This window comes from Microbacterium ulmi (assembly GCF_011759705.1).
GTDB classification, from domain to species: domain Bacteria; phylum Actinomycetota; class Actinomycetes; order Actinomycetales; family Microbacteriaceae; genus Microbacterium; species Microbacterium ulmi.
This window is the reverse complement of the sequence record NZ_JAAOZF010000002.1, coordinates 523,903-550,004: the sequence shown is the minus strand read 5'-3', so window position 1 is coordinate 550,004 and position 26,102 is coordinate 523,903. Positions and strand designations below refer to the sequence as shown.

The following is a 26,102-nucleotide window of genomic DNA, read 5'->3' as shown; positions in this document are numbered from 1 at the left end:
CGGCACAGGCGGCCCAACTAGACTGGTGCGGTGTCTGAAATCACCCCAGATCTCGTGCGCCACCTCGGCGTGCTCGCCCGGATCCAGCTGAGCGATGCGGAGGTCGAGCGACTCACGGGTCAGCTCGACGTCATCGTCGACAACATCGCGAAGGTCTCCCAGGTGGCCACCCCCGACATCCCCGCGACGAGTCACCCGATCCCGCTTGAGAACGTCTTCCGCGCCGACGAGGTCGGCGACATGCTGACTCTCGAACAGGCCCTTCGGAATGCTCCGGATGCCGCGGACGGGCGTTTCCGCGTGACGGCGATCCTGGGGGAGGAGCAGTGACCGACCTGACCCGTCTGTCGGCCGCCGATCTTGCCGACAGGCTCGCGAGCCGCGAGATCTCGAGCGTCGAGGCGACGCGCGCGCACCTCGACCGGATCGCCGCCGTGGACGGCGACATCCGAGCCTTCCTCCACGTGAGCGACCACGCTCTCGAGGTCGCGGCCGACATCGACCGCCGGCGTGGAGCGGGCGATCGGCTCGGGCCCGTCGCGGGCGTCCCGCTCGCGATCAAGGACGTGCTGGTCACGACGGACATGCCCTCGACGAGCGGCTCGAAGATCCTGGAGGGATACCTTTCGCCCGTCGATGCGACCGTCGTCGCGCGCTCGCGCGCCGCCGGACTCGTCCCCCTGGGCAAGACGAACATGGACGAGTTCGCGATGGGCTCGTCCACGGAGCACTCCGCCTACGGTGCGACCCACAACCCGTGGGACCTCGACCGGATCCCCGGCGGCTCCGGCGGCGGCTCCGCGGCCGCCGTCGCGGCCTTCGAGGCTCCCCTCGCGCTCGGCTCCGACACGGGCGGCTCGATCCGCCAGCCCGCGCACGTCACCGGCACCGTCGGCCTCAAGCCGACGTACGGCGGCGTGAGCCGCTACGGCGCGATCGCCCTGGCCTCGTCGCTCGACCAGGTCGGCCCCGTGACGCGCACCGTGCTCGACGCGGGTCTCCTCCACGACGTCATCGGGGGCCACGACCCCCACGACTCGACGTCGCTCGCCGAGGCCTGGCCCTCGTTCGCGGCCGCGGCACGCGAAGGGGCCCGTGGCGACGTCCTCAAGGGACTCAAGGTCGGCGTCATCAAGGAGCTGCCCGACAGCGGCTTCCAGGCTGGGGTCTCGGCATCCTTCCGCGGCGCACTCGCAGCGATGGAGGCGCACGGCGCCGAGCTCGTGGAGATCAGCGCGCCCCACTTCGAGTACGGCGTCGCCGCGTACTATCTGATCCTTCCGGCCGAGGCATCCAGCAATCTCGCCAAGTTCGATTCCGTCCGCTTCGGCCTGCGCGTCGACGTGCCCGGCGGCACAGTCGAGGACGTCATGGCCGCGACGCGCGACGCGGGCTTCGGCGACGAGGTGAAGCGGCGCATCATCCTCGGCACGTACGCCCTCTCGGCCGGCTACTACGACGCGTATTACGGCTCCGCGCAGAAGGTGCGCACGCTCATCCAGCGCGACTTCGACACAGCGTTCGCGCAGGTCGACGTCATCGCGACGCCTTCGGCGCCCACGACGGCGTTCAGGCTCGGCGAGAAGATCGACGACCCGCTGCAGATGTACCTCAACGACGTCACGACGATCCCCGCGAACCTCGCCGGCGTCCCGGGGATCTCGATCCCTTCGGGTCTCGCAGAGGAGGACGGACTGCCGGTCGGCATCCAGTTCCTCGCCCCGGCCCGCGAGGACGCACGTCTCTACCGCGTCGGCGCGGCGCTGGAGGCCGTCCTCGTCGACTCGTGGGGCGCACCGCTGCTCGATCGCGCGCCCATGCTGGGAGGGGCTCTCTGATGGCCAAGGACACCCTGATGGACTTCGACGCGGCGCTCGAGCTGTTCGAGCCCGTGCTCGGCTTCGAAGTGCACGTCGAGCTCAACACGAAGACGAAGATGTTCTCTGCGGCGGCGAACCCCGCCAACTCGGAGAACCACGACGCAGCGCCCAACACGCTGATCGCGCCCGTCGACCTGGGGCTCCCCGGATCGCTGCCCGTCGTCAACGAGACCGCCGTCCGGTACTCGATCAGCCTGGGCCTGGCGCTCGGCTGCTCGATCGCGTCGCCGTCCCGGTTCGCGCGGAAGAACTACTTCTATCCCGACCTCGGCAAGAACTACCAGATCTCGCAGTACGACGAGCCGATCGCGTTCGAGGGCTCGGTCGACGTCGAGCTCGCCGACGGCACGATCGTCACCGTGCCGATCGAGCGCGCGCACATGGAAGAGGATGCCGGAAAGCTGTCGCACGTCGGAGGCGCGACCGGCCGCATCCAGGGCGCCGAGTACTCCCTCGTCGACTACAACCGTGCAGGCGTTCCGCTCGTCGAGATCGTCACGAAGCCCATCTTCGGCGCGGAGCACCGTGCGCCCGAGATCGCGAAGGCGTACGTCCAGACGATCCGCGACATCGTGCTGTCGCTGGGCATCTCCGAGGCCCGCATGGAGCGCGGCAACCTCCGCTGCGACGCGAACGTGTCGCTTCGCCCACGCGGCCAGGAGAAGCTCGGCACCCGCACCGAGACGAAGAACGTCAACTCGATGCGCTCCGTCGAGCGCGCTGTGCGTTACGAGATCCAGCGTCAGGCCGCGATCCTCGCTGCGGGCGGCACGATCACGCAGGAGACGCGCCACTGGCACGAGGACACCGGAACCACCTCGCCGGGCCGCCCGAAGTCGGACGCGGACGACTACCGCTACTTCCCGGAGCCCGACCTGCTGCCGGTCGCCCCCTCGGTCGAGCTGATCGAAGAGCTGCGATCGGCGCTGCCCGAGCCGCCCGCCGTGCGCCGGCGCCGGCTGAAGACCGAGTGGGGCTTCACCGACCTCGAGTTCCAGGATGCCGCCAACAGCGGGATCCTCCCCGAGATCGAAGCGACCGTCGCAGCGGGCGCCTCACCGGCATCCGCTCGCAAGTGGTGGACGGGCGAGCTGACGCGCATCGCGAAGGTCGAGGGCAAGGAGCCCGCCGAGCTCGTCGAGCCCGCCGCCGTCGCGGAGCTGCAGAGGCTCGTCGATGCCGGCACGCTCACCGACAAGCTCGCGCGGCAGGTGCTCGAAGGCATGGTCGCGGGGGAGGGCACGCCTCAGCAGATCGTCGACGCTCGCGGGCTTGCGGTGGTCTCGGACGACGGCGCGCTCATCGCCGCGATCGACGAGGCCCTCGCGGCGCAGCCCGACGTGCTCGCGAAGATCCGCGACGGAAAGGTGCAGGCCGCGGGTGCCGTCATCGGCGCCGTCATGAAGGCGATGCGGGGGCAGGCCGACGCGGCCCGTGTCCGCGAGCTCGTGCTGGAGCGCGCCGCGCAGTAGCGTGTCGGCGGTCCCTGGGACAATCGACTCATGGGACGTGGCGACGGTACGGGCCGGCTCGTCTCGCCTCCTGACGCGGACGACGCCGGCACCGGCATCCTGCACGTCGACATGGATGCGTTCTACGCGGCCGTCGAGATCCTCGACGACCGGACGCTGAAGGGCAAGCCGATCATCGTCGGGGCCCCAGAAGGGCGCGGCGTCGTCTCGAGCGCCTCGTACGAGGCGCGTCGGTTCGGCGTGCGCTCGGCCATGCCGGTCGGACAGGCGCTTCGGCTCTGTCCGACCGCGATCGTCGTCATGCCGCACTTCGAGCGGTATCTGGCGCTGTCGGCGGAGGTCATGCGCATCTTCCGGGAGTTCACGCCGCTCGTCGAGCCGCTCTCGATCGATGAGGCGTTCCTCGACGTGCGCGGCGCGCGGCGGCTGTGGGGGAGCCCAGGCGAGATCGCGCGGATGCTGCGCGCCCGTGTGCTCGACGAGACGGGGCTCACCTGCTCGGTCGGCGTCGCGGCGACCAAGCACGTCGCGAAGATGGCGTCGACCATCAGCAAGCCCGACGGACTGCTCATCGTCGCGGAGGCCGACACCGCCGCCTTTCTCGCCGCGCGCCCCGTGCGCGCGCTGTGGGGGGTCGGTCCGAAGGCCGCCGAGGCGCTCGAGGGCCGCGGCATCCGGACCGTCGCCGACGTGCTGGAAGCGCCGCGCTCCGTGCTCGATCGCGCGCTCGGTGCGGCGACGGGCGATCGCATCTGGCATCTCGCACGCGGAGTCGACCCCCGCGAGGTCGACACGGAGCGGGTCGAGAAGAGCGTCGGTCACGAAGAGACGTTCGACGTCGACATCGACGACACCGCGATCCTGCGGTCGGAGCTGCGGCGGCTCGCAGACCGTGTCGGCGCGAGGCTGCGCGCGAACGGCTGGGAGGCGGCGACCATTGCGATCAAGGTGAGGTTCGCGGACTTCTCCACGGTCAATCGATCGCAGACGCTGTCCGAGCCGACGGCCGTCGGACAGCGGATAGGGGATGCCGCGCACGACCTGTTCGCCTCGATCGACCGTCGTCTTCCCGTGCGGCTCGTGGGTGTGCGCGCCGAGAAGCTCCGGCCCGCCGGCGTCGCACCCCCCTCGCTGTGGGACGACGACGAGGAGTGGCGACGCCTGGAGGGCGCGCTCGACGACGCCGCCGCCCGCTTCGGGAGAGGCGCCGTGACGCGTGCGACGCTCCTGGGCGGCATGCGCGGCGGGCGGACGCTCCCGTCGAATCCCCGCCCTCCCCGCATCGACTGACCATCCGCCCTGGGCAGGCGGTCGCACGCCGAGTACCGTGGGACCATGCCCAACATCGCAATCGAGCTCGCGCAGCAGACGGCCTCTATCGGAGTCACGTCCGTCTACGGCGAACAGCAGGACGTCGACGGCGTCCGCCTCGTTCCCGTCGCGATCGCCGGGCATGGCTTCGGCGGCGGCTCCGACGACGAGGGGAACGGCGGCGGCGGAGGCGGCGGATGGGCCGTTCCGGTCGGCGCCTACATCCGCAAGGGTGACGATCTGCGCTTCGAGCCCAACATCGTCTCGCTCCTGGCTGTCGCCGTTCCGTTCGTGTGGGTCGCGGGCAGCGCGCTCAGCCGTGTCATCCGCGCCCTCAAGAAGTAGCGACCCGTTCGCTGCGGCGATCGATGTCGCGACGGTGCGGGTCGTCGCTGCGGTCAAGGCCGTCGGCGCGTCGAACCCCGTGGTCCTGATCGACGGACGCAGCGGCGCCGGCAAGTCGAGCCTCGCACGTCGTCTCGTCGCCGCGTGGCCGCTCCGAGGACGCGTGCAGCTGGTCGCGCTCGACTCGCTCTATCCCGGCTGGGACGGGCTCGCCGAGGGCGTCGAGTCGGCGCGGGAGCTCATCCTCAATCAGCACGCGCGCGGGTTCGTGGGCGTATGGCAGCGATGGGACTGGGATGCCTCCGCCCACGCCGAGGCGCACGCCGTCGATCCGTCGCTGCCGCTCATCGTCGAGGGATCCGGCATCATCACGCCCGTCACGGCACGCCTCAGCGACGTGCGGGTATGGCTCGAGTCGCCCAGCGAGTCGCGGCGACGTCGGGCGCTCGATCGGGACGGCGAGACGTATCGGCCGCACTGGACGCGCTGGGCCTCGCAGGAGGACGACCACGTGCGCCGAGACGACCCGGTCGCACATGCGACGGTCGTCGTGCCGATCCCGTGACGCCCGCGGATCACCCTTCGATCGCCCTGACGAGGCCGTCCAGGCGATAGCCGAGCCATTCGTAGATCCCGAAGCGGGGGTCCTCGTCGTCGTGGTCGTCGGCGTCCTCGATGCCGAGCCGCGTCGCGAGGACGAGGCGAACGGCTGCGAGGGTGCGCAGCCACGCGTGCACGGCATCCGGAGCGAGGACCACGGCGACGTTCTCGGTGAGGGCGGCGTCATCGGAGTCTTCGGGAAGGAGGGCGGCGTCGTGAAGCGACACAAGCACCGCCGCAGCGTCCTCCTGGCGGCGCGCGAGAAGGTCGTCCTGAGTGAGGTCGCGGAACTCGCGGGACGCCTCGGCGTCGTCGACGTAGGCGTCGGGCACGAGGCGGGCGACGGCGCTGTCGTCGGAGGCGTCCTCGGTCTCGTCGAGGAGCTCGGAGAACTGCGACACGAGCGCGGAGAGGTGAGCCGCCTCGATACGGGCGAGCTCGACGACGACGGTGCGGTCGGTCATTGCGGTGCCTTCCGGACGGTGGCCCACAGCCCGTATTCGTGCATGGCCCGGGTGTGCAGCTCCATCTGCTCGCGAGGACCCTCCGCCACGACGGCGTGGCCCTCGTTGTGGACCGCCAGCATGAGCCGCTCGGCAATCGGCTTGGGCAGCCCGAAGTACTCGCGGAAGACGTGGGTCACATAGCTCATGAGGTTGACGGGGTCGTCCCACACGACGGTCTGCCAGGGCGGCGCGCCCTCGACGGACTCGTCGATGCCGAGATCGTCCTCGAGCCGCGGCGTCGCGATGCCGGCAGTCATGCCCACCCCAGCTCGTGGAGGCGCTCGTCGTCGATCCCGTAGAAGTGGGCGATCTCGTGCACGAGGGTCGTATGGATCTCGTCGCGCAGCGCACCCTCGGTGTCGCACGCGGCCAGATGCGGTTCGCGGTACACGATGATCCGATCCGGGAGCTCTCCTGCGCCGTAGCGGTCGCGTTCGGTGATCGCCCAGCCCTCGTACAGCCCGAAGAGGTCGGGGCTGCCGTCCTCCGGGCGGTCCTCCACGACGAAGACGACGTTGTCGAGCCCCTCGACCATGTCGTCCGGGAGAAGGTCGAGCTCGTCGACGACGAGCTCCTCGAACGCGGCGGCATCCATCTCGAGCACGACCGCCAACCTAACCGGGGCGCTTCGCACTGCGTGCGCGCGACCCTCGTTCGCTCGGCTCGAGAACGCGTGGCATTCTCGGCGTCGCTCTCTTGGGGTGAGTAACGGGACTTGAACCCGCGACCCCCTGGACCACAACCAGGTGCTCTACCAACTGAGCTATACCCACCATGTCTCCCGCGCGAGCGGGCAACCCATTGATTCTCTCATATCTCCGGGACCGCTGATGACACTAGACGGATGCCGCGGCCGCTCTCGCGCCGTCGCTCGTGGGACCGGGCTGCGGAACGAAGACCGCCTGACGGTAATAGGCGAGCTCCCGGATCGACTCGAGAATGTCGGCGAGGGCGCGGTGCCCGCCGCCCTTTGCAGGAGCGTGGATGTATGCACGGGGATACCACCGCCGCGAGAGCTCTTTGATGCTCGACACGTCGACGTTGCGATAGTGCAGCCAGCGGTCGATGCGGGGCATGTACTTCGCGAGGAACATGCGATCCGTGCCGATGGTGTTGCCCGCGAGAGGTGCCTTGCCTTCGCGGGGCACGAACCGCTGGATGTACTCGAGCGCGAGGAACTCGGCTTCGGCCGCGCTGACACCCTGCGGAATCTCGTCGAGCAGACCGGACTTCGAGTGCATGTCACGGACGAACTCGCTCATGTGGGCGAGCGCCGACTCGTCGGGCTTGATCACGATCTGAAATCCTGGATCGAGAGGTCGCAGCTCGAAGTCCGTGACGACGATCGCGATCTCGACGAGCTCGTCCGAATCCAGATCGAGGCCCGTCATCTCGCAGTCGATCCAGACGAGCCGGTCGTTTTCGGAGGCGCCCACCATGGCCCCATCCTAACGACGGCATACGACGCGACGACCTGAATCGGCCGCCGAGCCCCTCCGATGGGTCGCTGGCGAGTCGCGACATCGCGACCAACACCATCGACCCGACCGTCGCTGCTGGCGCGACACACAGAAGGAGCCCGGTCGATTGCCGGGCTCCTTCTCCTCATATCTCCTGTGTCGTGACTCAGGTGAGACCTATGTCACGACTCATCACAGAGCCCCTCCGGGAGGATTCGAACCCCCGACCTTGCGGGTAGAAACCGCTCGCTCTGTCCCCTGAGCTACGGAGGGAAGGTCAGTCCAGATTACCGGTCCGCCGGCGACCCTGTGGATCTCCTCCACGACGAGCGTCACACAGCGTGCGACCCTGGCGGACGCCCTGGACCGGGCGTAGCGTCGGGTGCAGTCACCAGGCGAATCCCGAAAGGAGTGTCGAAATGACGGAAACGACTTCACGCCGCCTCTGGGTCGCGTACGGCCACGCAGGGGCGCTTGGCACGATCGAGAAGACCGAGGACGAGGGGTACGCCGTCCGGATGGCCGGGGCCGACACGAGCCTCGGTGTCTACCCGTCGATGGAGGTCGCGAAGAACGCCCTCTACTCGCGGCTCAAGCCCGGCTCGGATTGGCCCGAGTTCCGCGAGCACTGATTCAGGATGCCGCGGCGGCGGTCTCGTCGGTCGCGGCCGTCGCGCCGTCACGGCGCGCGTGCGTTCCGCCACGCGGACGACTCGTCTCGCCGCGCCGTCGACCGCCGTGTCTGTTCGCTCCGCCGTGCGGACGCGCCGCGCCGTCGTGCGGGCTCGAGACGTCGAGCAGGGGCAGTGCCACGTGCACGAGCGGTCCGATGAGGGCAGCGAACAGCACGGTGCCGATGCCGACCGTTCCGCCGAGGATCCAGCCGACAGCGAGCACGCTCACCTCGACGAGTGCTCGGCACGCCCAGATGGGCCAGCCGAGGCGCGAGTGCATGCCGGTCATGAGGCCGTCGCGGGGTCCGGGCCCGAAGTGCGCGCCGATGTACAGGCCGGACGCGATCGCCACGACCACGATCCCTGCGACCAGCACCGCCACCTGCGCGACGATCCCAGACACGGGAGGAATGACCGCGAGCGCCCCCTGCATGCTCGTGCCCACGAGCAGGATGTTGGCGATCGTGCCGATGCCCGGTCGCTGGTGAAGCGGAATCCACAGGAGGAGAACGACGAATCCCAGGATGTTCGTCACCCAGCCGATGCCTATGGCGGTGTGGATGGCGAGACCTTGAGCGAGCACCGTCCACGGGTCGACGCCCAGTCCCGCCTCGATCGTGAGCGCGCAGCCGGTCCCGTAGAGGACGAGACCGACAAGAAGTTGCAGGACGCGTCGAGTCATGTCGACATCCAACCGCACAATTGGATCGAGCCGTTCAGTCCAATCTGAGTATTCTGGCTCCATGGATTCTCGTGTCTCGGCTCGTGCACTCACGGCGGCGCTCGGCGGCTGGCGGACGCGCGAGCCCGCCTACGAGGCTCTGGCCGACGGAATCCGACTCCTCTGCCTCGACAATCGGCTGGCACCGCGAACCGCGCTTCCCGCGGAACGCGAGCTCGCCGCGATGCTCCACCTGAGTCGCAGCACCGTGGCGGCGGCCTACCGGAGCCTGCGCGACACGGGCCACATCGCGAGCCTCCGAGGCTCGGGCAGCGTGACGCTTCCGCTGCGCCGTCGCGATCCCGGGCGGGTGATCTCGGGGGCCGGCGCGATCGATCTTCAGCAGGCGAGTCCTCCCGCCTGGCCCGGTCTTGCCGGAGTGATGGCGGATGTCGCGACCTCATCCGCCGCCCTCGTCGCTCGCTCGGGGTACGACGTGCTGGGGCGCCCGGACCTGCGCGAGGCGATCGCGGCCCTGTACACGAGACGAGGCATCCCGACGACAGCGGCCGAGATCCTCGTGACGACGGGAGCGCAGTCGGCGATCCACCTGCTCTCGGCCGTGCTGCTCGGACGGGGGGACCGCGTCCTCATCGAGACGCCCACCTACCCTCACGCGGCCGACGCGCTGCGGCGCGCTGGTGCGCGGCTGGTCGGTGTGCCCGTGACGATCGATGACGGCTGGGACATCGAGCGCGCGGAGCAGGCTCTTTCGCGGACTCTCCCCGTGCTCGCCTACCTCATGCCCGACTTCCAGAACCCCACGGGCGGATCGATGTCGGCCGACGAACGTGCTGCGATCCACAGGGCGGCCGAACGGGCGGGGACGATCCTCGTGCTCGATGAGACGACAGCGGACCTCGACATCGATCGAGGACCTGTGGCACCTGGCTTCGCGGGCGGCGACCCCGCGACGGTCGTCCGCGTGGGATCGCTCGGCAAGACCGTGTGGGGAGGCCTGCGGGTCGGCTGGATCCGCGCCGAGGGCGATCTCGTCCGCCGCCTGGTCGCGGCCCGGTCGTCGCACGATCTGGGAACTCCCGAGTTCGAGCAGGCAGTCGCATCGCGGCTTCTGCCGCGGCTCGACGAGATCGTCGCCCAGCGGTCGCATCTGCTGAAGGCGGGGAGGGACTCTCTCATCTCCGCGCTCGGACAGCGGATTCCCGAGTGGCGCGTCCCGCGAGCGCAGGGCGGTGTCTCGCTGTGGATCGAGCTCGACGCGCCGCTCAGTGCTGCGCTCGTCATGGACGTCCGGTCGCGAGGAGTGCTGCTGTCGGCGGGCCCCCGCTTCTCGGTCGAGGGCGGACACGACCGTCACCTGCGGCTGCCGTTCACATCGCCATCGGATGACCTCGAGCGCGCCGTCGACCTTCTTGCGGAGGCGTGGGCGCGCGTGCGCGCCGGCGCACCCATCGCCTCCGTCGACCAGCTGGAGTCCGTCGTCTGACGCCCTCGCGCGCCGATCACCGAGTGAATCTCAGGCAGTCGACCGCGTCGTCGGCCGACCAGAAGTCGCCGAGATCGCGGAACGCCCGTGTCGCGGCATGGAAACGGCGCGCGCGGAACCGACGCTCCGAGCCGATCGAGAGCACCTGGAGATGGCCGATCACGCGTCCGTTCCCGTCGATGACGCGCCACAGCGACGGGGCCGCGGACACGAGTCGCACCTGGCTCGGCCGTTGCAGCACCGGTGGTGATGTCGGGGTGGACGTGATCGTGAGCATGATGACCTTCCTCTCTCTCCTGATTCGAAGATATGTACGACCTCCGACATTGCGCGTGCCCGCCAGACCGGCCACAGGGGCTCCTCCACAGGCGGCACGAGCTCGCGGTCGTCCCCAGACGCGGCGAACGCCCGCGTCGGTTCGGCCGGCTGACGGGATCCTGGTCATCGCGTCGGTGCCCGCCGGGCACGGGGGCACCGACGCGGCTCGCGGGAGGACAGTCCCCCGCGACGAGCGAGAGGATGCGAGATGAGCGACACGATCACCGTCACCGGCAACATCGCCACCGACCCCGAGCACAAGAGGACGTCGGCGGGGATCCCCATCACGACGTTCCGAGTGGCGAGCGGGCAGCGCCGGTTCGACCAGGCGACGGGCAGATGGACGGAGACCGGCACGAACTGGTACACCGTCTCGACCTACCGCGGCCTTGCCCAGCACGCGTTCCACTCGCTGCGGAAGGGCGACCGCGTGCTCCTCACCGGACGCCTGCGCGTCCGCCAGTGGGAGAGCAACGGAAAGAACGGAACGGCTGTCGAGATCGACGCGGAGGCCATCGGACACGACCTGCTGTGGGGGCGGTCGACCTTCGAGAAGGACGCTCCGAGCACCGCGTCCACTCCTGCGCAGGCTCCGGCGGAGTCGTGGGCAGGCGGCCCCACCGCGCCCGCCGAGGCCGACGCCTGGGCGGCGGCCCCCGCCCGGGACGGCGAGTGGAGCGTTCCGGGAGCGGATGACGGTCGAGCCGGTGTCGAGCGTGAGCGCGCCGCCGAGCTGGTCGGGGCGGACTCGCCGTTCTGAGCAGGGGCTCGGCCCTGCCGGGGGTCAGGGGCGGCGGCCATAGACTCGGTTCCGTGTCCCGCCGCCCCGATCCGCTCGCGCGTCTGGCCGCCGCGGCGACGGTCGCGACGATCGCGGCAGGTGTCGTGCTCGGCCTTGCCGGATGCTCCGTGCCGGCGCCGATCCCATCGCCGTCCGGCGTGCCGACCGGCATTGCGACGCCGAGCGAGTCTCCCGCCCCGAGCCCTACCCCGACCGGACCGGTCCTGGATCAGAACGGCACGGCCGAGGCCAACCTCCCGCTCTTCACGAGCGTGGTCGACGCCGTGTGGGCTTCTCCGCAGCAGGTGCAGGGGCGCGCGTATGTCGACGCGCTCGTCGCGGCGGGCTTCGACAAGTCGGCGATGCAGCTGACACCGGATGAGTCGACGGTCGGCAATCCGGCCGAGAGCATCCAGTTCTCGATCCGTTGGGGCTCGGAGTGTCTCATCGGGCAGGTAGGCCCGGCGACGGGCGCTCCCTTCACCACGATCGTCCCCGGGCTCGAGGGTGGGACGTGCCTCGTCGGGCGCACCCGCCCCATCGACTGGTGACGGACGCCGCCCCGGTGCGACCGCCCGGTGTCGGCATCCCGTACCGGCGGCACCACGGGCGATCGGCTGGCCGGACCCCGGGCATGTGCCCGGTAGGCTTGAGGGTCGGGTTCGATATCGAGGAGTGAGTGGCAACAGGTATGGCCGAGTACATCTACCAGATGGTCCGCGCCCGCAAGGCGGTCGGCGAGAAGCTCATCCTCGACGACGTCACGATGGCGTTCCTCCCGGGCGCGAAGATCGGCATGGTGGGTCCCAACGGCGCCGGAAAGTCGACGATCCTCAAGATCATGGCGGGCCTCGACCACCCGTCCAACGGGGAGGCGAAGCTCACACCCGGATTCACCGTCGGCATCCTGATGCAGGAGCCCGTCCTCGACGAGTCCAAGACGGTGCTCGAGAACATCCAGGAGGGCATCGCGATCAAGGCCAAGGTCGATCGCTTCAACGAGATCTCGGCGCTCATGTCCGACCCCGACGCCGACTTCGACGCGCTGCTCGCCGAGATGGGCGTGCTCCAGGAGGAGATCGACGCAGCCGACGCCTGGGACCTCGACTCGCAGCTCGAGCAGGCGATGGACGCCCTTCGCACGCCTCCGGGCGAGGCATCCGTCTCGAACCTCTCGGGTGGTGAGAAGCGTCGCGTCGCGCTCACGAAGCTCCTCCTGCAGAAGCCCGACCTCCTGCTCCTCGACGAGCCGACGAACCACCTCGATGCCGAGAGCGTGCTCTGGCTCGAGCAGCACCTCCAGAAGTACGCGGGCGCCGTCATCGCGGTCACGCACGACCGGTACTTCCTCGACAACGTCGCGGAGTGGATCGCCGAGGTCGATCGCGGCCGGCTCATCGGATACGAGGGCAACTACTCCACCTACCTCGAGAAGAAGGGCGAGCGACTGGAGGTCCAGGGCAAGAAGGACGCCAAGCTCGCGAAGCGGCTCGCGGAAGAGCTCGACTGGGTGCGCTCGAACGCGAAGGGCCGCCAGGCGAAGTCGAAGGCACGGCTCGCACGCTACGAGGAGATGGCGGCCGAGGCCGACCGCACGCGCAAGCTGGACTTCGAGGAGATCACGATCCCGCCGGGTCCGCGGCTGGGCAGCATCGTCATCGAGGCGAAGAAACTCCGGAAGGGCTTCGACGGCCGGTCGCTCATCGACGGACTCAGCTTCAGCCTGCCCCCGAACGGGATCGTCGGCGTCATCGGTCCGAACGGCGTCGGCAAGACGACGCTCTTCAAGACGATCGTGGGCCTCGAGCCGCTCGACGGCGGCGACCTCAAGATCGGCGAGACGGTCAAGATCAGCTACGTCGACCAGACGCGTTCCCACATCGACCCGAGCAAGACGCTGTGGGAGGTCGTCTCGGACGGCCTCGACATCATCACCGTCGGCAAGATCGAGATCCCGTCCCGCGCGTATGTCTCGAAGTTCGGCTTCAAGGGCCCGGATCAGCAGAAGAAGGCCGGCGTCCTCTCCGGCGGCGAGCGCAACAGGCTCAACCTCGCGCTGACGCTGAAGGAGGGCGGCAACCTGCTGCTTCTCGACGAGCCGACGAACGACCTCGACGTCGAGACGCTGCAGTCGCTCGAGAACGCTCTGCTCGAGTTTCCCGGCTGCGCCGTCGTGATCACGCACGACAGGTGGTTCCTCGACCGGATCGCGACGCATATCCTCGCCTACGAGGGCACCGACGACGATCCCGACAAGTGGTACTGGTTCGAGGGCAACTTCGAGGCCTACGAGGAGAACAAGATCGCACGACTGGGCCCGGATGCCGCCAAGCCGCACCGGTCGGCGTACCGCAAGCTCACGCGCGACTGACGATGCGACGGGCACGGGTGACCGAATGAGCGACACGGCCGAGAAGCCGAGCGGCGGCACACGTCTCCACGTGCCGATCCCGCTCCGATGGGGCGACCTCGACGCGTTCAATCACGTCAACAACACGTCGATGCTCAAGCTCCTCGAAGAGGCGCGCGTGCGCGCCTTCTGGCTGCCCGAGGCGGGAGAGACGGCACCCGCGACGGCGGTCCTCGAATCCGGGCTGCACAGCGGGGTCCTGACCCTCATCGCGCGCCAGGAGATCGAATACCTCGCGCCCGTGCCGTACCAGCGGCATCCCCTCGACGTGCAGCTGTGGTTCGGCGCGCTCGGCGGATCGAGCATCGAGGTCTGCTACGAAGTGCGCAGCCCCCTCGAGACGGCGGAGCGGAGCGGCGGACAGACGGTGTATGCGCGGGCCACGTCGATCGTCGTCAAGGTGGATGCCGCGACCGGCCGCCCGCTCAGGCTGTCGCCCGAGGAGCGCGCTGCCTGGTCGCCGTACGTCGACGACCCGATCGTCTACACCCACCGGCGCTGACGACCGTCGAGGACGAGCCGACTCACCCCGCGGGGCCGGACTCCGGCACGCGCACCATGATCTCCTGAGCGACGGTGGCCAGCAGCAGCCCTTCCCGCGTGTAGATGCGCCCCGTCGCGAGACCTCGGCCGCCGAGCGCATTCGGGGACTCCTGCACGTACAGCAGCCACTCGTCGACACGCCCTGAGCGGTGCCACCACATGCCGTGGTCGAGGCTCGCGACCTTGAGCCCCGGGGTCGCCCACGGGACGCCGTGCGCGCGGAGGACGGACTCCTGGATCGTCAGGTCGCTCAGATACGCGAGAGCCGCGCGGTGGAGGAGGGGATCGTCGGGCAGCGGCCGACGGGTGCGCATCCATACGGCCTGCCGTGGAACGCGTTCGCCCTCGACCGACGTGTAGATCGGCTTGGTCACGTGCCGCAGGTCGACCGGCCGATCCGTGAAGAGCCGCTTCGACATGGGGTGCAGCCCCGTGAGGTGATCCTCGTCGTCGGAGACGTCGTCCGGACCGGGGATGCCGTCGGGCATGGGGGCCTGATGCTCGATGCCCGGATCCTCGTCCTGGAAGGACGCGATCATCGAGAAGATCGGAACGCCCTCCTGATACGCCTGGGTCCGGCGCGTCGAGAACGAGCGTCCGTCATGGATGCGGTCGACGGCGAACGTGATGCCCTTCGACGAGTCGCCGGGGCGCAGGAAGTATCCGTGCATCGAGTGCGCCGTGCGCTGCTCGGGGAGCGTGCGCGACGCCGCGATGATCGACTGGGCGAGAACCTGGCCGCCGTACACCCGTCCGAGCGGCATCGACTGGGACACACCGGTGAAGATGTCCTCGGTCGTGCGGGCGTCGCTGTCGGCGAGGTCGAGCACCGTGAGCAGCGAAGCGATGGGATCCTCGGTCCGCGCTGACGCGTCGGTGGCGGCGTCGGTCACTGTGTCTCCCGTCTCGCGAGCGGATGCCGCGGCTTCGCTTGGTAGTTTAGGGCGGATGTCGCAGCGCCTTCTGTTCCCCGACCACCACGCCGCAGCCGACGCGCTGACGTTCGCGAGTCGCGCTGCGCGGCTCGGAGACGGCGCCGTCCGACTGCGTGCCGCGGACGGCGTGCTCGCGATGACGTCGGCGCCCTTCGCGCCACGGGGACTTCTCGACAGCACGCCGACCGTGCTCGGGCTGCGCGTGCTCCGCGTCGACGCAGAACTCGTGTGCGACCTCGTGGTCGAGGCATCCGAGCTCGTCGCAGCACCCGACGACGGGCGAGCCGTCGTCCTGCCTGAGACGGGTCTCGCGCCCCCGTGGGCGGGCGTGTCGCCTCCGCGCGGCGGCTGGAGCGAGGACGGGGCGGTCGCGGCATCCGTCCTCGCGACACGGGCGCAGTGGGGGATCGCCGCGGTCGCCGAGGCGATGCCGCAGGACCCGGGAGAGGACATCGTGCGCACGATCCGGGCATCCGTGTGGGGCGTGCCCGACGACGCGCTCGGGGGTCTGCCGCTCGGAGTCGCGTTCGCGGCCTTCGGCCTCGGCTTCATCGCGGGTGACGAGCAGGCCCAGCGCCGCACCGCGGGCGCGTGGACGCGCCTGACGCTCGCTCGCGGCCACGTGCTCGTGCGAGGACCCGTGCGGACGGGCCTGACGCCCGTGCGGACCACCGGCACGCCGCGCTGACAGCGAGCATCCCCGCCGGCGCCCCGCGCCGGGGAGTGCACGCCGACCGCGTCGCCCGCCACGACGGCACGGTTCCTGTCGAGTGTCGAGCCGCGCCCCGGCCGCTGCGGTCGCCTTCGCCCGCTCGCTCGTCGTGGCGAGGGAGTGATCCCCTCGTCGCGCGGACGGCCCTCGCCGCGTGCTCAGGGAGGGTCGCTCGGACGGCAGAAGCGCGAGTGCGAGCGGATGCCGGTGCCCGCGCGAGGATCCGCCCGCGATCCCGTCATCCCCGTCATCGGACGGGGGCACTGCCCGCGGCGGCTCGATGTCGCACGGCTCAGACCGAGGCGGCAGCAGCGCGACCCGCCGTACGGCCCGAGAAGAGGCATCCCCCCAGGAACGTGCCCTCGAGGGCGCGATACCCGTGCACGCCGCCGCCCCCGAATCCGCTCGCCTCGCCGGCCGCGTAGAGACCGGGAACGGGGATGCCGCCAGGGGCGAGGGCCCGCGCGGAGAGGTCGGTCTCGATGCCGCCGAGCGACTTGCGGGTCAGGATGTGCAGCTTCACAGCGATGAGGGGTCCGGCCGCCGGATCGAGGATGCGGTGCGGCGTCGCCGTGCGGATGAGCCTGTCGCCGCGGTAGGCGCGCGCGGAGCGCAGCATCGCGATCTGCGCGTCCTTCGTGAAGTCGTTGTCGATTTCGCGATCGCGCGCCTCGAGCTCATACCGGACGAGCTCGGGGTCGAGGGCATCGCCGCCCGGGAGTGCGCGCATCCCGGCGACGAGGTCGTCGAGGCTGTCGCGCACGACGAAGTCGGCGCCCTCGTCCATGAACGCCTGCACGGGTCCCGCTGCGCCCCTGCCCAGTCGCGACGTGATGAGGAGCGGCAGGTCCCTGCCCGTGAGATCGGGGTTCTGCTCGCTTCCCGAGAGCGTGAACTCCTTCTCGATGATCTGCTGCGAGAGGACGAACCACGAATGGTCGTGCCCGGTGCTCCGCAGGTGCGCGAGCGTACCGAGGGTGTCGAAGCCCGGAAAGAGGGGAACGGGAAGACGCGCACCCGTCGCGTCGAGCCACACGGACGATGGCCCCGGGAGGATCCGGATGCCGTGCCCCGGCCAGACCGGATCCCAGTTCTGGATGCCTTCCACGTAGTGCCACATGCGGTCGCCGTTGATGAGCCGCGCTCCCGCATGCTCCGTGACGGCGAGCATCGAGCCGTCCACGTAGGCGGGGACGCCCGTGACCATCGTCTCGGGAGGTGTGCCGAGACGCTCGGGCCAGCGCGTGCGGACCAGGTCGTGGTTGCCGCCGATGCCGCCGGACGAGACGATCGTCGCGCCCGCCGTGATCTCGAACGAGCCGACCACCTCGCGAGTGGTCGCATAGCCGCGTGCCGTGCCGGACGGCGCGAGGATGTCCCCTGTCGCGCCCGTGACGGCGCCGTCGGCTGTCGTGAGGGCCGTGACGCGGTGTCGCTGCAGGATCGTGAGACGGCCGCGGGCCTCACCCTCCTCGACCGCCGCCTGGAACGGCGCGACGAGCCCGGGACCGGTGCCCCACGTGATGTGGAAGCGCGGCACGGAGTTGCCAGGACCCGTCGCGGTGTAGCCGCCCCGCTCGGCCCAGCCGACGACGGGGAAGAAGCCGACGCCCTTCTCGCGCAGCCACGCCCGCTTCTCGCCGTGAGCGAAGTTCACGTATGCCTCTGCCCACCGGCGAGGCCAGGCGTCCTCGTCGCGATCGAAGCCGGCCGTGCCGAACCAGTCCTGGCGCGCGAGCTCGAGCGAGTCCTTGATGCCGAACCTGCGCTGCTCGGGCGAGTCGACGAAGAACAGCCCGCCGAACGACCACCACGCCTGACCGCCGAGATTGGTCCGGGGCTCCTGGTCGACGATGACGACGCGTCTGCCCGCGGCGACGGCCTCGCTCGCGGCGACCAGGCCGGCCAGGCCCCACCCGATGACGAGCACGTCGGTCGTGCGGGTGGTGGGTGCAGGGGGCATGGTCGACTCCTTCGTCGCGCGGGGTGGGATCAGGCGGTGGGCTCGTGCGGCGGGCGCGTCGTCACGGGGAGGGATGCACCATCCCGCCCGCCCGCCGCCGGTCCGATGCCCGAGGGTTCGAACGTGTTCACCATCGCGTGGGCGGCGCGCTGGAGGTAGTCCCACAGCGTCGCTTCATGCAGCGGCGGCAGCTGCAGCTCGTCGACGGCCGCCCGCATGTGCAGGAGCCAGCGGTCACGAGCGGCGGGATCGACGTGGAACGCGGCGTGGCGCATCCGCAGCCGCGGGTGGCCGCGGCGCTCGCCGTAGGTCGTGGGGCCGCCCCAGTACTGCTCGAGGAACATGAGCAGGCGCTCCTCGGCCGGACCGAGGTCGGCGTCGGGGTACATGGGTCGAAGGACCTCGTCGGTCGCGACGCCCCGGTAGAACGCGGCGACGAGTCGCACGAACGTCTCGTGGCCGCCGACCTCGTCGTAGAAGCTCATGGGGACGGATGCGTCGGTCATGGCGTCGTGTCGCCGTCGTCGGGAGCGGCGCCGGAGCCGCCCTTCTTCGGCTTCCAGACGGGCTTGTCCGGCGTGACGGGATGCGGCTTTGTCCTGGGCGGGTTGGCTCCGCGCACGCGCTGCGCCCCCTCCAGGCCCGTGAGCGTGATCGAGTTCAGCTGCGGGAGCGTCAGGCCGAGCTCGTCGATCGCGTGCTTGAGCCGCATGCGCAGCTCGCGTGCCACGTCGTCCTTCGCGTTGGCGCGGGTCTTCATGACGAGCCGGATGACGAGAGCATCGCCGGAGACGGACTCGAGGCCCCACACCTCCGGCTGCTCGAGGACGCGCGTGCGCCACTTGGGATCCTTCGCGAGGCCCTTCGCGGCATCCAGCATGGTCTGCTCGACCTCTCCGATGTCGGCGTCGACGGGCACCGCGAGGTCGATGATGACGCGCGACCAGCCCTGGGACATGTTGCCGATGCGGAGGATCTCGCCGTTGCGGACGTACCACAGCGTGCCGTTGACGTCGCGCACGTGCGTCACGCGGACGCTCACGTACTCGACGATGCCGGTCGCGAGGCCGAGATCGACGACGTCGCCGATGCCTACCTGGTCTTCCGCGACGATGAAGATGCCGTTGAGGACGTCCTTGACGATGTTCTGCGCGCCGAAGCCGAGGCCCGCGCCGATCGCGGCGGTGAGCAGCGCGAAAGACCCGAGGATCGCGTCGTTGATGACATTGACGATCAGGATGATCGCGACGATGACGATCGCGACGTTGACGATGTTCTGCAGGATCGATCCGAGCGTGCGCGTGCGCTGGACGAGTCTGACCGCGGCCAGCGGCGAGCGCTCGAGCGCTTGCGTGTCGTCGACGTTGGCCTTGTTCTTGGCGCCTGAGACGATGCGATTGACGACTCTCCTGATCACGAACCTCAGGAGCCAGGTCAGGACGTAGGCACCGACCATGATGCCGACGATGGCGGCGAGCTTCCAGCCCACCTGCGCGAAGAACGCGCCGACCTCTGCCCAGAAGCCAGGGTCGGCGAGCGGCGTGTCAGGGGGAACGGTCATCATCGTCTCGATCCTACCGAGCACATCTCCTCGTGATCTGGGGGCGGTCAGGGGCGAGCGAGTCCCCATTCGTGTGCGAGGATCACGGCCTGGACGCGGTCGCGCGCGTCCAGCTTGGCGAGGACCCGCCCGACGTGCGTCTTGACAGTGGACTCGCTGAGGAAGAGGGATGCCGCGATCTCGGCGTTGGTCATTCCGCGGCCGATCGCGAGGAAGACGTCCCGCTCCCGCTCGGTCAGCTGCGCCGCCGGGTGGGGGTCGGGCGGCGCGGCGGCCAGATGCGGCGCCATGCGGTCGAGCAGCATCCGGGTGACCCTGGGTGAGAGTATCGCGTCGCCGCGGTGGACCGCCCGAACGGCCGCGGAGAGCTCGTGCCGCTGCGCATCCTTGAGCAGGAAGCCGCTGGCGCCCGCCTCGATCGCGCCCAGCGCGTACTCGTCGAGGTCGAACGTCGTGAGCACGAGCACGCGCGTCTCGGGGAGGTCTCCCACGATGGAAGCCGTCGCGGCGATGCCGTCGATCCCCGGCATCCGGATGTCCATCAGGACGACGTCCGGGCGAAGCGCCGCGGCGAGTCGGATCGCCTCGGCGCCGTCTGCCGCGTCGCCGATGACCGCGAGATCGGGCTCGGCCTCGAGGACGAGCCGGAATCCGACACGGATGAGCTCCTGATCGTCGACCAGGAGGATCCGGATGCGGTCGCTCATGCGGAGGCCTCGGCGGCATCCTGCGGCACCGGGGAGGCATCCTGCGGCACCGGCGGCGCGACGAACGGCAGGTCGGCGTGCAGCAGCCAGCGGCCCCCGCCCGCGGGGCCCGAATGCAGCGTCCCGCCGACGTGCGCGGCACGCTCGACGAGTCCGCGGATGCCGAAGCCGCCCTCCGACGCAGAGCCGTGCGCGCCGTCGTTCATGATCTCGATCCGCACGCGGGTCGGCGAGCGGTCGATCCGCACGCGGATCTGCGTCGCGAGCCGGGCATGGCGCATCGCGTTGGTCACGCCCTCCTGCACGATGCGGCCGGTCGCATAGCGGACCACCGGCGGGGACGTGTCGTCGCCCGTCACCGTGAGCGTGGCGGGGAAGCCCGCGCGCTGTGCCGCGGCGACCGTGCTCTGCGGCGAGACGGGCTCGGCGGGCACGAGCGGGGCGCCCGGGTCGTCGGTGCGCAACACGCCGAGCGTCGCGCGCATCTCGGCGAGCGCCGTGCGCGCCGTCGCGGATGCGGCATCCATCGCCTCGCGTGCGCGAACCGGGTCGTCCGTCGCGGCGGCGCCCTCGGCGAGAGCGACGACGACGGTGAGCGAGTGCGAGACGATGTCGTGCATCTCGCGCGCGATCCGCGTCCGCTCGGCGGCTGCGGCGAGCTGCGCCTGCTGGTCGCGCTCGACGAGGAGCTGCCGCGAGCGGTCGATGACGGCCTCGATGTAGCGCTTGCGGTTGCCGACGTTGACGCCCACGAGCGACCCGATGAGGCCGAAGACGATCGTGAGGATGACCGCGTTCGACGCCGTGCTCACGGCGACCCCGCCCCACGATGCGGAGGCAGCCGCGACGATGGCGACGACCCCGACGGCGATCCCGAATCCCGCCCAGCACGCCCGGTTCGATCGATAGACGGCCATGGAGTAGGCCGTGATGAGAAGAAGCGGCGTGCCGGCGGTCGTCGGGACGACGAGGAAGGAGAGCTGCACCAGCACGGCCATCGCGAACGGGATGAGCGGCAGCCGTCGCCGCAGGAGAAGGGTCGCGCACGCGATCACGACGAGGATGGTGACAGCCGCCGACTCGATGACCGGCACCGTAGTGCGGGCGTACCCGCCCGTGCCCGGCTCGATCGATGAGGTGTACGAGACGAAGGGGACGATCGACAGTGGGAGCCACGCGCCGGCGATCAGGATGTCGGTGAAGAGCGGATGCCGCGCCCAGAACTGGCGGATGACACCCGGCGGACGGGGGAGCCGCAGCTCCGCGTCCGGGTGGACGGCGGAGCTGCGGCTGGACCCGTTCGGCACGGGCTCGACTCTACGCGTCACGTGTGCGCAGGACCGCCCACGAGCCGAGCAGACCCGCGGCGACCCACGCGCCCAGCGTCAGAAGGGCGACGGCATCCGTCATTCCCGCGCCCGTCATGCTGGACTCCTGCCCCGGCATCATGAGCGCCTGGGCTGCGAACATCGGCAGATGATCGGCGAGGTCGTGGATCCACTGCCACGACGGATCGCCGTACGGGAACATGCTCGACACGATGGGCAGCACGAACAGCAGCCCCACGGTCGCCGCGATCGCACCAGGTCCGTTGCGCAGGATGAACCCCCACGACAGCCCGATGAGCGCGAACACCGCCATCGCCAGGGCGCCGTAGAGCACCGGTATGCTCGATGCCGACGGATCGCTCCAGTCGACGGGCGTGTCGCGCAGAATCGGCGCCGTCGCGACGATCGAGATCGCGAAGACGACGAGGCTCGAGACGCCGAGAAGCGCGGCCACGACGACGGCCTTCGAGACGAGCACGGCACCCCTGCGCGGCTCGGCCGTGAGGCTCGAGCGGATCATCCCCGTCGAGTACTCGCCCGTGATCGCGATGGCGCCGAGCGCGCCGGCCAAGAGCATCGTGAACTGCGTCGGGCTCAGCACCGCCATGATCGGATCGATCGTGACGGTTCCCCCTGCCTCTTCCGCCATCGCGGCGGACGACGTCAGCGCGCCGGCGATGAGGAGCGAGACGCCGACCGAGAGCACGACGACGACGCCGATCGACCACCAGGTCGAGCGGAGCGTGGACAGCTTGATCCATTCGCTGCGCAGCAGATGAGGGAACGAGAGGCGGTACGGCGAGGCGGCCCGCGTCTGCGGTGCCGCGGAGGCGAGGGCGGTCATGCGATCTCCTTGGAGTGGTACTCGACGGACTCGCCCGTGAGAGCGAGGTAGGCGTCTTCGAGCGACCCCGTCGTGGGCGTCAGCTCGTGGATGGGGATGCCGCGCTCGGCGGCGAGGTCGCCGATGCGCGCGGCGGGGACTCCCACGACGTCCAGGGTCTCCGGGCTCGTCGTGACGATCTCGACGGCGGGGCCGGCGATCGCCGCGGCGAGCTCTGCCGCACGAGGGCTGCGCACCCGCACGCCCAGGGTGGTCCAGGCGCGCACCAGGTCGCCGAGATCGGCATCCGCGAGCACCTTGCCGCGCCCCAGCACGATGACGTGGTCTGCGGTCTGCGCCATCTCGCTCATGAGATGGCTCGACAGGAGCACCGTGCGTCCTTCAGATGCCGCGTGCCGCACGAACTGGCGCACCCAGCGCACGCCCTCGGGGTCGAGTCCGTTGACGGGCTCGTCGAGGATCAGCGTGTGCGGGTCGCCCAGGAGGGCGGCGGCGATGCCGAGCCGCTGACCCATGCCGAGCGAGAACTTGCCTGCGCGCTTGCCTGCGACCGAGCCGATGCCCGTGATGTCGATGACCTCGTCGACGCGTGAGTTCGGGATGCCGTGCGTCGCCGCCATCGCCCGCAGATGGCTGCGCGCCGTGCGTCCCGTGTGCACGGCCTTCGCGTCGAGCAGCACGCCGACCTCCGTCAGCGGCGCGCGATGGCGCCCGTACTCAGCGCCGTTGACGGTCGTGCGGCCCGCTGTGGGGCGGTCGAGCCCGACGATCATGCGCATCGTCGTGGACTTGCCGGCGCCGTTCGGCCCGAGGAAGCCCGTGACCCTTCCCGGCTGAACCGTGAACGACACGTCGTCGACGGCCGTCTTGTCTGCGAACCTCTTGGTGAGGCCTTCTGCTGTGATCATGCCTTCGACGGTAGAGAGCGAGGGCGTCGGCGCGCGTCCTCCCGCAGTGCCGTCTCCGCCTCCGCGACCGATACCGCAGAACGACGGATGCCCCGGCGAACCAGCGCCGGGGCATCCGTCGTGCGTGCTACTCCGCGTCGCGGGACTGCACCGAGAGGGCGCGCTCGACGCCCGCGAGGTTCTCGCCCACGAGTCGGCGAAGCGCCGCGGGGGCGTCGACGTTCGCGGCGAGCCACGCGCGCGTCGCGTCGCGCAGCGCGACGTTCGCGAGCGGGGCCGGGTAGAGGCCCACGATGAGGTACTGCGCGATCTGATACGAGCGGGACTCCCAGATCGGCAGGAGCATGTCGAAGTAGGGCTGCACGAAACCGCCCAGCAGTTCGACGCCGGCGGGGTGCACGAGACCGAGCGCTGCGGAGCGCACGATGGTGTTGGGAAGGTCGTCGTTCTCGACGAGCGAGTCCCACGCGACGCGCTTGGCCGCGGCATCCGGGAGTGCGGCCTTCGCCTGCGCAGCGAACTCTCCGCCCTTGGCCGTGTTGTCGGCTGCGAGGGCCGCGTCGATGTCGGCGACCGTGACGAGGCCTCCCGCCGCGAGCGACACGAGCAGCTGCCACGACAGGTCGGTGTCGATCTCGAGGCCCTCGAACGCCACGACGCCGTCGCGCACCTGACGTACCCTGTCCCACTGCCCGGGCGTCGCAGCGGCGCTCGCGAACGACGTCACGAACTGCAGCTGGCTGTCGCTGCCCGACTCGGCGGCCTGTGCGAGCGCCCAGAGGCCCTCTGCGACCTTCTCGCGGGTCGCGGCGCGCTTGTCGGGCGCGACGTACGAGTTGGCGGCGAGCTGCAGCTGCGCGAGCGTGGTCCGCACCGTCGTCGACTCGGTCTCGGATCCGATGTTGCGCAGCACGAGGTCGACGTAGTCCGAGGCGGAGGCCTCGGCATCCCGTGTCTGATCCCACGCCGCACCCCATACGAGCGAACGAGCGAGCGGGTCGCTGATCTTGCCGAGGTGCTCGATCGCCGTCTTCAGCGACCGGTCGTCGAGACGGATCTTGGCGTACGCGAGGTCTTCGTCGTTGAGAAGCACGAGGTCGGGTCGCGTGAGGCCCTTCAGCTGAGGCACCTCCGTGAGATCGCCGTCGACGTCGAGCTCGATGCGGTGGACCCGCTCGAGCGCGTCTCCCGAGAGGCTGTAGAAGCCGACGCCGAGCCGGTGCGGGCGGATCGTCGGATAGTCGGCGGGCGCCGTCTGCACGATCGCGAAGCGCGTGATGACCCCGGCGGCATCCGTCACGATCTCGGGGGAGAGCGTATTGACGCCCGCCGTCTCGAGCCACTTCTTCGACCACGACGAGAGCTCGCGCCCGCTCGTGGTCTCCAGCTCGCCGAGGAGATCGGAGAGCTCCGTGTTCGACCACTCGTTCTTCGCGAAGTAGGCGGCGACTCCCGCGAAGAACTCGTCGATGCCGACCCATGCGGCCAGCTGCTTGAGGACCGAGCCGCCCTTCGCGTAGGTGATGCCGTCGAAGTTGACCTGGACGTCCTCGAGGTCGTTGATCTCGGCGACGACGGGGTGGGTCGAGGGGAGCTGGTCCTGGCGGTACGCCCAGGTCTTCTCCATCGCGTTGAAGGTCGTCCAGGCCTCGGTCCACTCCGTGGCCTCCGCCGTCGCGATCGTCGACGCCCACTCGGCGAACGACTCGTTGAGCCACAGGTCGTTCCACCACTTCATCGTGACGAGGTCGCCGAACCACATGTGGGCGAGCTCGTGGAGGATCGTGACGACGCGACGCTCCTTGACGGCATCCGTCACCTTGCTGCGGAAGACGTACGTCTCGGTGAACGTCACGGCCCCGGCGTTCTCCATGGCACCGGCGTTGAACTCGGGGACGAAGAGCTGGTCGTACTTCGCGAACGGGTAGGGGTACGCGAACTTCTGCTCGAAGTATGCGAAGCCCTGGCGCGTCTTCTCGAACACGTAGTCGGCATCCATGAACTGCCAGAGGCTCTTGCGCGCGTACACGCCGAGCGGGATGACACGCCCCGACGCGCTCGTGAGCTCGGAGAACGTCGATTCGTACGGGCCGGCGATGAGGGCCGTGATGTACGACGAGATGCGGGGGGTCGGCTCGAAGGTCCACGTCGCCGCGCCGTCGCCGTGGCGCTTGGGCTCGGGCGTGGGGGAGTTCGACACGACCTTCCACGGCTCGGGGGCCGTCACGGTGAACTGGAACGTCGCCTTGAGGTCGGGCTGCTCGAAGACGGCGAACATGCGGCGCGAGTCCGGCACCTCGAACTGCGAATAGAGGTAGGCCTCGCCGTCCACGGGGTCGACGAAGCGGTGCAGGCCCTCGCCCGTGTTCGTGTAGAGGCAGTCGGCGTCGATGACGAGCTCGTTCTCCTGCGCGAGGTCGACGAGCGCGATGCGCGAGTCGGCGAAGACGACCGCAGGGTCGAGCGCACGGCCGTTGAGCTCGATCGAGCGCACTTCGCGGGCGATGAGGTCGATGAAGGTCGACGAGCCCTCGGCCGCGCCGAAGCGCACGCGGGTCCTCGACCCGAAGACCTCGGGTCCCTTCGTGAGGTCGAGTGCGACGTCGTACGACTGCGTGTCGACGATCGCGCGGCGCTCCTGCGCCTCGATGCGGGTGAGGTTCTCTCCAGGCACTT

Annotated in this window: 28 protein-coding genes and 2 tRNA genes; 13 read left to right on the top strand and 17 right to left on the bottom strand. The window is 70.0% G+C overall.

Features of this window, described 5'->3' with window-relative positions:
- Positions 1 to 30 precede the first annotated feature (30 nt).
- The 6 genes from gatC to FHS08_RS17000 are packed head-to-tail and all read left to right on the top strand — an operon-like array spanning position 31 to position 5,573.
- Entirely contained in the window at positions 31 to 330 is a 300-nt protein-coding gene (gene gatC / locus FHS08_RS15260) for an Asp-tRNA(Asn)/Glu-tRNA(Gln) amidotransferase subunit GatC (RefSeq protein WP_167041032.1), read from the top strand.
- Positions 327 to 1,838 (top strand): Asp-tRNA(Asn)/Glu-tRNA(Gln) amidotransferase subunit GatA, encoded by a 1,512-nt coding sequence (gene gatA / locus FHS08_RS15255; protein ID WP_167041029.1) that lies wholly within the window; start codon positions 327 to 329, stop codon positions 1,836 to 1,838. Before gatC ends, gatA begins: the two co-directional genes overlap by 4 nt.
- Positions 1,838 to 3,352: an Asp-tRNA(Asn)/Glu-tRNA(Gln) amidotransferase subunit GatB gene (gene gatB / locus FHS08_RS15250; protein WP_167041027.1), complete on the top strand. Its 1,515-nt coding sequence runs from the start codon at positions 1,838 to 1,840 to the stop codon at positions 3,350 to 3,352. Before gatA ends, gatB begins: the two co-directional genes overlap by 1 nt.
- A 30-nt stretch (positions 3,353 to 3,382) precedes the next feature.
- Positions 3,383 to 4,642 (top strand): DNA polymerase IV, encoded by a 1,260-nt coding sequence (gene dinB / locus FHS08_RS15245; protein WP_167041024.1) that lies wholly within the window; start codon positions 3,383 to 3,385, stop codon positions 4,640 to 4,642.
- Positions 4,643 to 4,687: 45 nt separating this feature from the next.
- A complete protein-coding gene (locus tag FHS08_RS17005; protein WP_243847530.1) occupies positions 4,688 to 5,008 on the top strand; it encodes a hypothetical protein in 321 nt (106 codons plus the stop codon).
- Positions 4,983 to 5,573, top strand: coding sequence for a nucleoside/nucleotide kinase family protein (locus FHS08_RS17000; protein ID WP_341800437.1), 591 nt, complete (start codon positions 4,983 to 4,985; stop codon positions 5,571 to 5,573). The genes FHS08_RS17005 and FHS08_RS17000 overlap by 26 nt, the downstream gene beginning before the upstream one ends.
- 10 nt (positions 5,574 to 5,583) lie before the next feature.
- Here FHS08_RS17000 and FHS08_RS15235 read toward each other — a convergent pair whose 3' ends face one another.
- From FHS08_RS15235 to FHS08_RS15210, 6 genes are all read right to left on the bottom strand, one after another.
- A complete protein-coding gene (locus FHS08_RS15235; RefSeq protein ID WP_167041019.1) occupies positions 5,584 to 6,072 on the bottom strand; it encodes a DUF2017 family protein in 489 nt (162 codons plus the stop codon).
- Positions 6,069 to 6,371, bottom strand: coding sequence for an ATP-dependent Clp protease adapter ClpS (clpS, locus tag FHS08_RS15230; RefSeq protein ID WP_167041016.1), 303 nt, complete (start codon positions 6,369 to 6,371; stop codon positions 6,069 to 6,071). The genes FHS08_RS15235 and clpS overlap by 4 nt, the downstream gene beginning before the upstream one ends.
- Positions 6,368 to 6,709: a metallopeptidase family protein gene (locus tag FHS08_RS15225; protein ID WP_167041834.1), complete on the bottom strand. Its 342-nt coding sequence runs from the start codon at positions 6,707 to 6,709 to the stop codon at positions 6,368 to 6,370. Before FHS08_RS15225 ends, clpS begins: the two co-directional genes overlap by 4 nt.
- Positions 6,710 to 6,811: 102 nt before the next feature.
- A tRNA-His gene (locus FHS08_RS15220) sits at positions 6,812 to 6,887 on the bottom strand.
- A 63-nt stretch (positions 6,888 to 6,950) separates the two neighbouring features.
- Positions 6,951 to 7,553, bottom strand: coding sequence for an oligoribonuclease (orn, locus tag FHS08_RS15215; protein WP_167041014.1), 603 nt, complete (start codon positions 7,551 to 7,553; stop codon positions 6,951 to 6,953).
- Positions 7,554 to 7,774: 221 nt separating this feature from the next.
- A tRNA-Arg gene (locus FHS08_RS15210) sits at positions 7,775 to 7,847 on the bottom strand.
- Between the two features lie 146 nt (positions 7,848 to 7,993).
- Here FHS08_RS15210 and FHS08_RS15205 point away from each other — a divergent pair.
- Positions 7,994 to 8,206: a methyltransferase gene (locus FHS08_RS15205; protein ID WP_167041011.1), complete on the top strand. Its 213-nt coding sequence runs from the start codon at positions 7,994 to 7,996 to the stop codon at positions 8,204 to 8,206.
- A 1-nt stretch (position 8,207) separates the two neighbouring features.
- Here the strand turns inward: FHS08_RS15205 and yczE are convergent, their stop codons facing one another.
- Positions 8,208 to 8,930 (bottom strand): membrane protein YczE, encoded by a 723-nt coding sequence (gene yczE / locus FHS08_RS15200; RefSeq protein ID WP_243847529.1) that lies wholly within the window; start codon positions 8,928 to 8,930, stop codon positions 8,208 to 8,210.
- A 61-nt stretch (positions 8,931 to 8,991) separates the two neighbouring features.
- On the opposite strand from yczE, the gene yczR reads away from it, so the two are divergent.
- A complete protein-coding gene (gene yczR / locus FHS08_RS15195; protein ID WP_167041009.1) occupies positions 8,992 to 10,416 on the top strand; it encodes a MocR-like transcription factor YczR in 1,425 nt (474 codons plus the stop codon).
- A 16-nt stretch (positions 10,417 to 10,432) separates the two neighbouring features.
- Here the strand turns inward: yczR and FHS08_RS15190 are convergent, their stop codons facing one another.
- Positions 10,433 to 10,693 (bottom strand): hypothetical protein, encoded by a 261-nt coding sequence (locus FHS08_RS15190; RefSeq protein ID WP_167041006.1) that lies wholly within the window; start codon positions 10,691 to 10,693, stop codon positions 10,433 to 10,435.
- Positions 10,694 to 10,942: 249 nt separating this feature from the next.
- Here FHS08_RS15190 and FHS08_RS15185 point away from each other — a divergent pair, with 249 nt between their 5' ends.
- From FHS08_RS15185 to FHS08_RS15170, 4 genes are all read left to right on the top strand, one after another.
- Entirely contained in the window at positions 10,943 to 11,494 is a 552-nt protein-coding gene (locus FHS08_RS15185; protein WP_167041004.1) for a single-stranded DNA-binding protein, read from the top strand.
- Between the two features lie 53 nt (positions 11,495 to 11,547).
- Positions 11,548 to 12,066 (top strand): DUF6993 domain-containing protein, encoded by a 519-nt coding sequence (locus FHS08_RS16625; protein WP_341800436.1) that lies wholly within the window; start codon positions 11,548 to 11,550, stop codon positions 12,064 to 12,066.
- Positions 12,067 to 12,206: 140 nt separating this feature from the next.
- Positions 12,207 to 13,886 (top strand): energy-dependent translational throttle protein EttA, encoded by a 1,680-nt coding sequence (ettA, locus tag FHS08_RS15175; RefSeq protein WP_167041827.1) that lies wholly within the window; start codon positions 12,207 to 12,209, stop codon positions 13,884 to 13,886.
- Positions 13,887 to 13,911: 25 nt separating this feature from the next.
- Entirely contained in the window at positions 13,912 to 14,427 is a 516-nt protein-coding gene (locus FHS08_RS15170; RefSeq protein WP_167041001.1) for an acyl-CoA thioesterase, read from the top strand.
- 22 nt (positions 14,428 to 14,449) lie between these two features.
- On the opposite strand, the gene FHS08_RS15165 is transcribed toward FHS08_RS15170, so the two are convergent.
- Positions 14,450 to 15,361, bottom strand: coding sequence for an acyl-CoA thioesterase domain-containing protein (locus FHS08_RS15165; RefSeq protein ID WP_170283160.1), 912 nt, complete (start codon positions 15,359 to 15,361; stop codon positions 14,450 to 14,452).
- Positions 15,362 to 15,416: 55 nt separating this feature from the next.
- On the opposite strand from FHS08_RS15165, the gene FHS08_RS15160 reads away from it, so the two are divergent.
- Positions 15,417 to 16,091 carry a DUF8185 domain-containing protein gene (locus FHS08_RS15160; RefSeq protein WP_167040999.1) on the top strand — a complete coding sequence of 225 codons (675 nt, stop codon included), beginning with the start codon at positions 15,417 to 15,419 and terminating at the stop codon, positions 16,089 to 16,091.
- 316 nt (positions 16,092 to 16,407) lie between these two features.
- On the opposite strand, the gene FHS08_RS15155 is transcribed toward FHS08_RS15160, so the two are convergent.
- From FHS08_RS15155 to pepN, 8 genes are all read right to left on the bottom strand, one after another.
- Entirely contained in the window at positions 16,408 to 18,078 is a 1,671-nt protein-coding gene (locus FHS08_RS15155) for an FAD-binding dehydrogenase (protein WP_167040996.1), read from the bottom strand.
- A 29-nt stretch (positions 18,079 to 18,107) separates the two neighbouring features.
- A complete protein-coding gene (locus tag FHS08_RS15150) occupies positions 18,108 to 18,584 on the bottom strand; it encodes a globin (protein WP_170283159.1) in 477 nt (158 codons plus the stop codon).
- Positions 18,581 to 19,642: a mechanosensitive ion channel family protein gene (locus FHS08_RS15145; RefSeq protein WP_167040994.1), complete on the bottom strand. Its 1,062-nt coding sequence runs from the start codon at positions 19,640 to 19,642 to the stop codon at positions 18,581 to 18,583. Before FHS08_RS15145 ends, FHS08_RS15150 begins: the two co-directional genes overlap by 4 nt.
- Before the next feature lie 44 nt (positions 19,643 to 19,686).
- Positions 19,687 to 20,346: a response regulator transcription factor gene (locus FHS08_RS15140; protein WP_167040991.1), complete on the bottom strand. Its 660-nt coding sequence runs from the start codon at positions 20,344 to 20,346 to the stop codon at positions 19,687 to 19,689.
- Positions 20,343 to 21,653 (bottom strand): histidine kinase, encoded by a 1,311-nt coding sequence (locus tag FHS08_RS15135; RefSeq protein ID WP_167040989.1) that lies wholly within the window; start codon positions 21,651 to 21,653, stop codon positions 20,343 to 20,345. The genes FHS08_RS15140 and FHS08_RS15135 overlap by 4 nt, the downstream gene beginning before the upstream one ends.
- Positions 21,654 to 21,663: 10 nt before the next feature.
- Complete coding sequence (locus FHS08_RS15130) at positions 21,664 to 22,518, bottom strand: ABC transporter permease subunit (RefSeq protein ID WP_167040987.1); 855 nt, start codon at positions 22,516 to 22,518, stop codon at positions 21,664 to 21,666.
- On the bottom strand, positions 22,515 to 23,426 hold the full coding sequence (locus FHS08_RS15125) for an ATP-binding cassette domain-containing protein (protein ID WP_167040983.1): 912 nt from the start codon (positions 23,424 to 23,426) through the stop codon (positions 22,515 to 22,517). Before FHS08_RS15125 ends, FHS08_RS15130 begins: the two co-directional genes overlap by 4 nt.
- A gap of 127 nt (positions 23,427 to 23,553) precedes the next feature.
- Positions 23,554 to 26,100 carry an aminopeptidase N gene (gene pepN / locus FHS08_RS15120; protein ID WP_167040980.1) on the bottom strand — a complete coding sequence of 849 codons (2,547 nt, stop codon included), beginning with the start codon at positions 26,098 to 26,100 and terminating at the stop codon, positions 23,554 to 23,556.
- Positions 26,101 to 26,102: the final 2 nt, after the last annotated feature.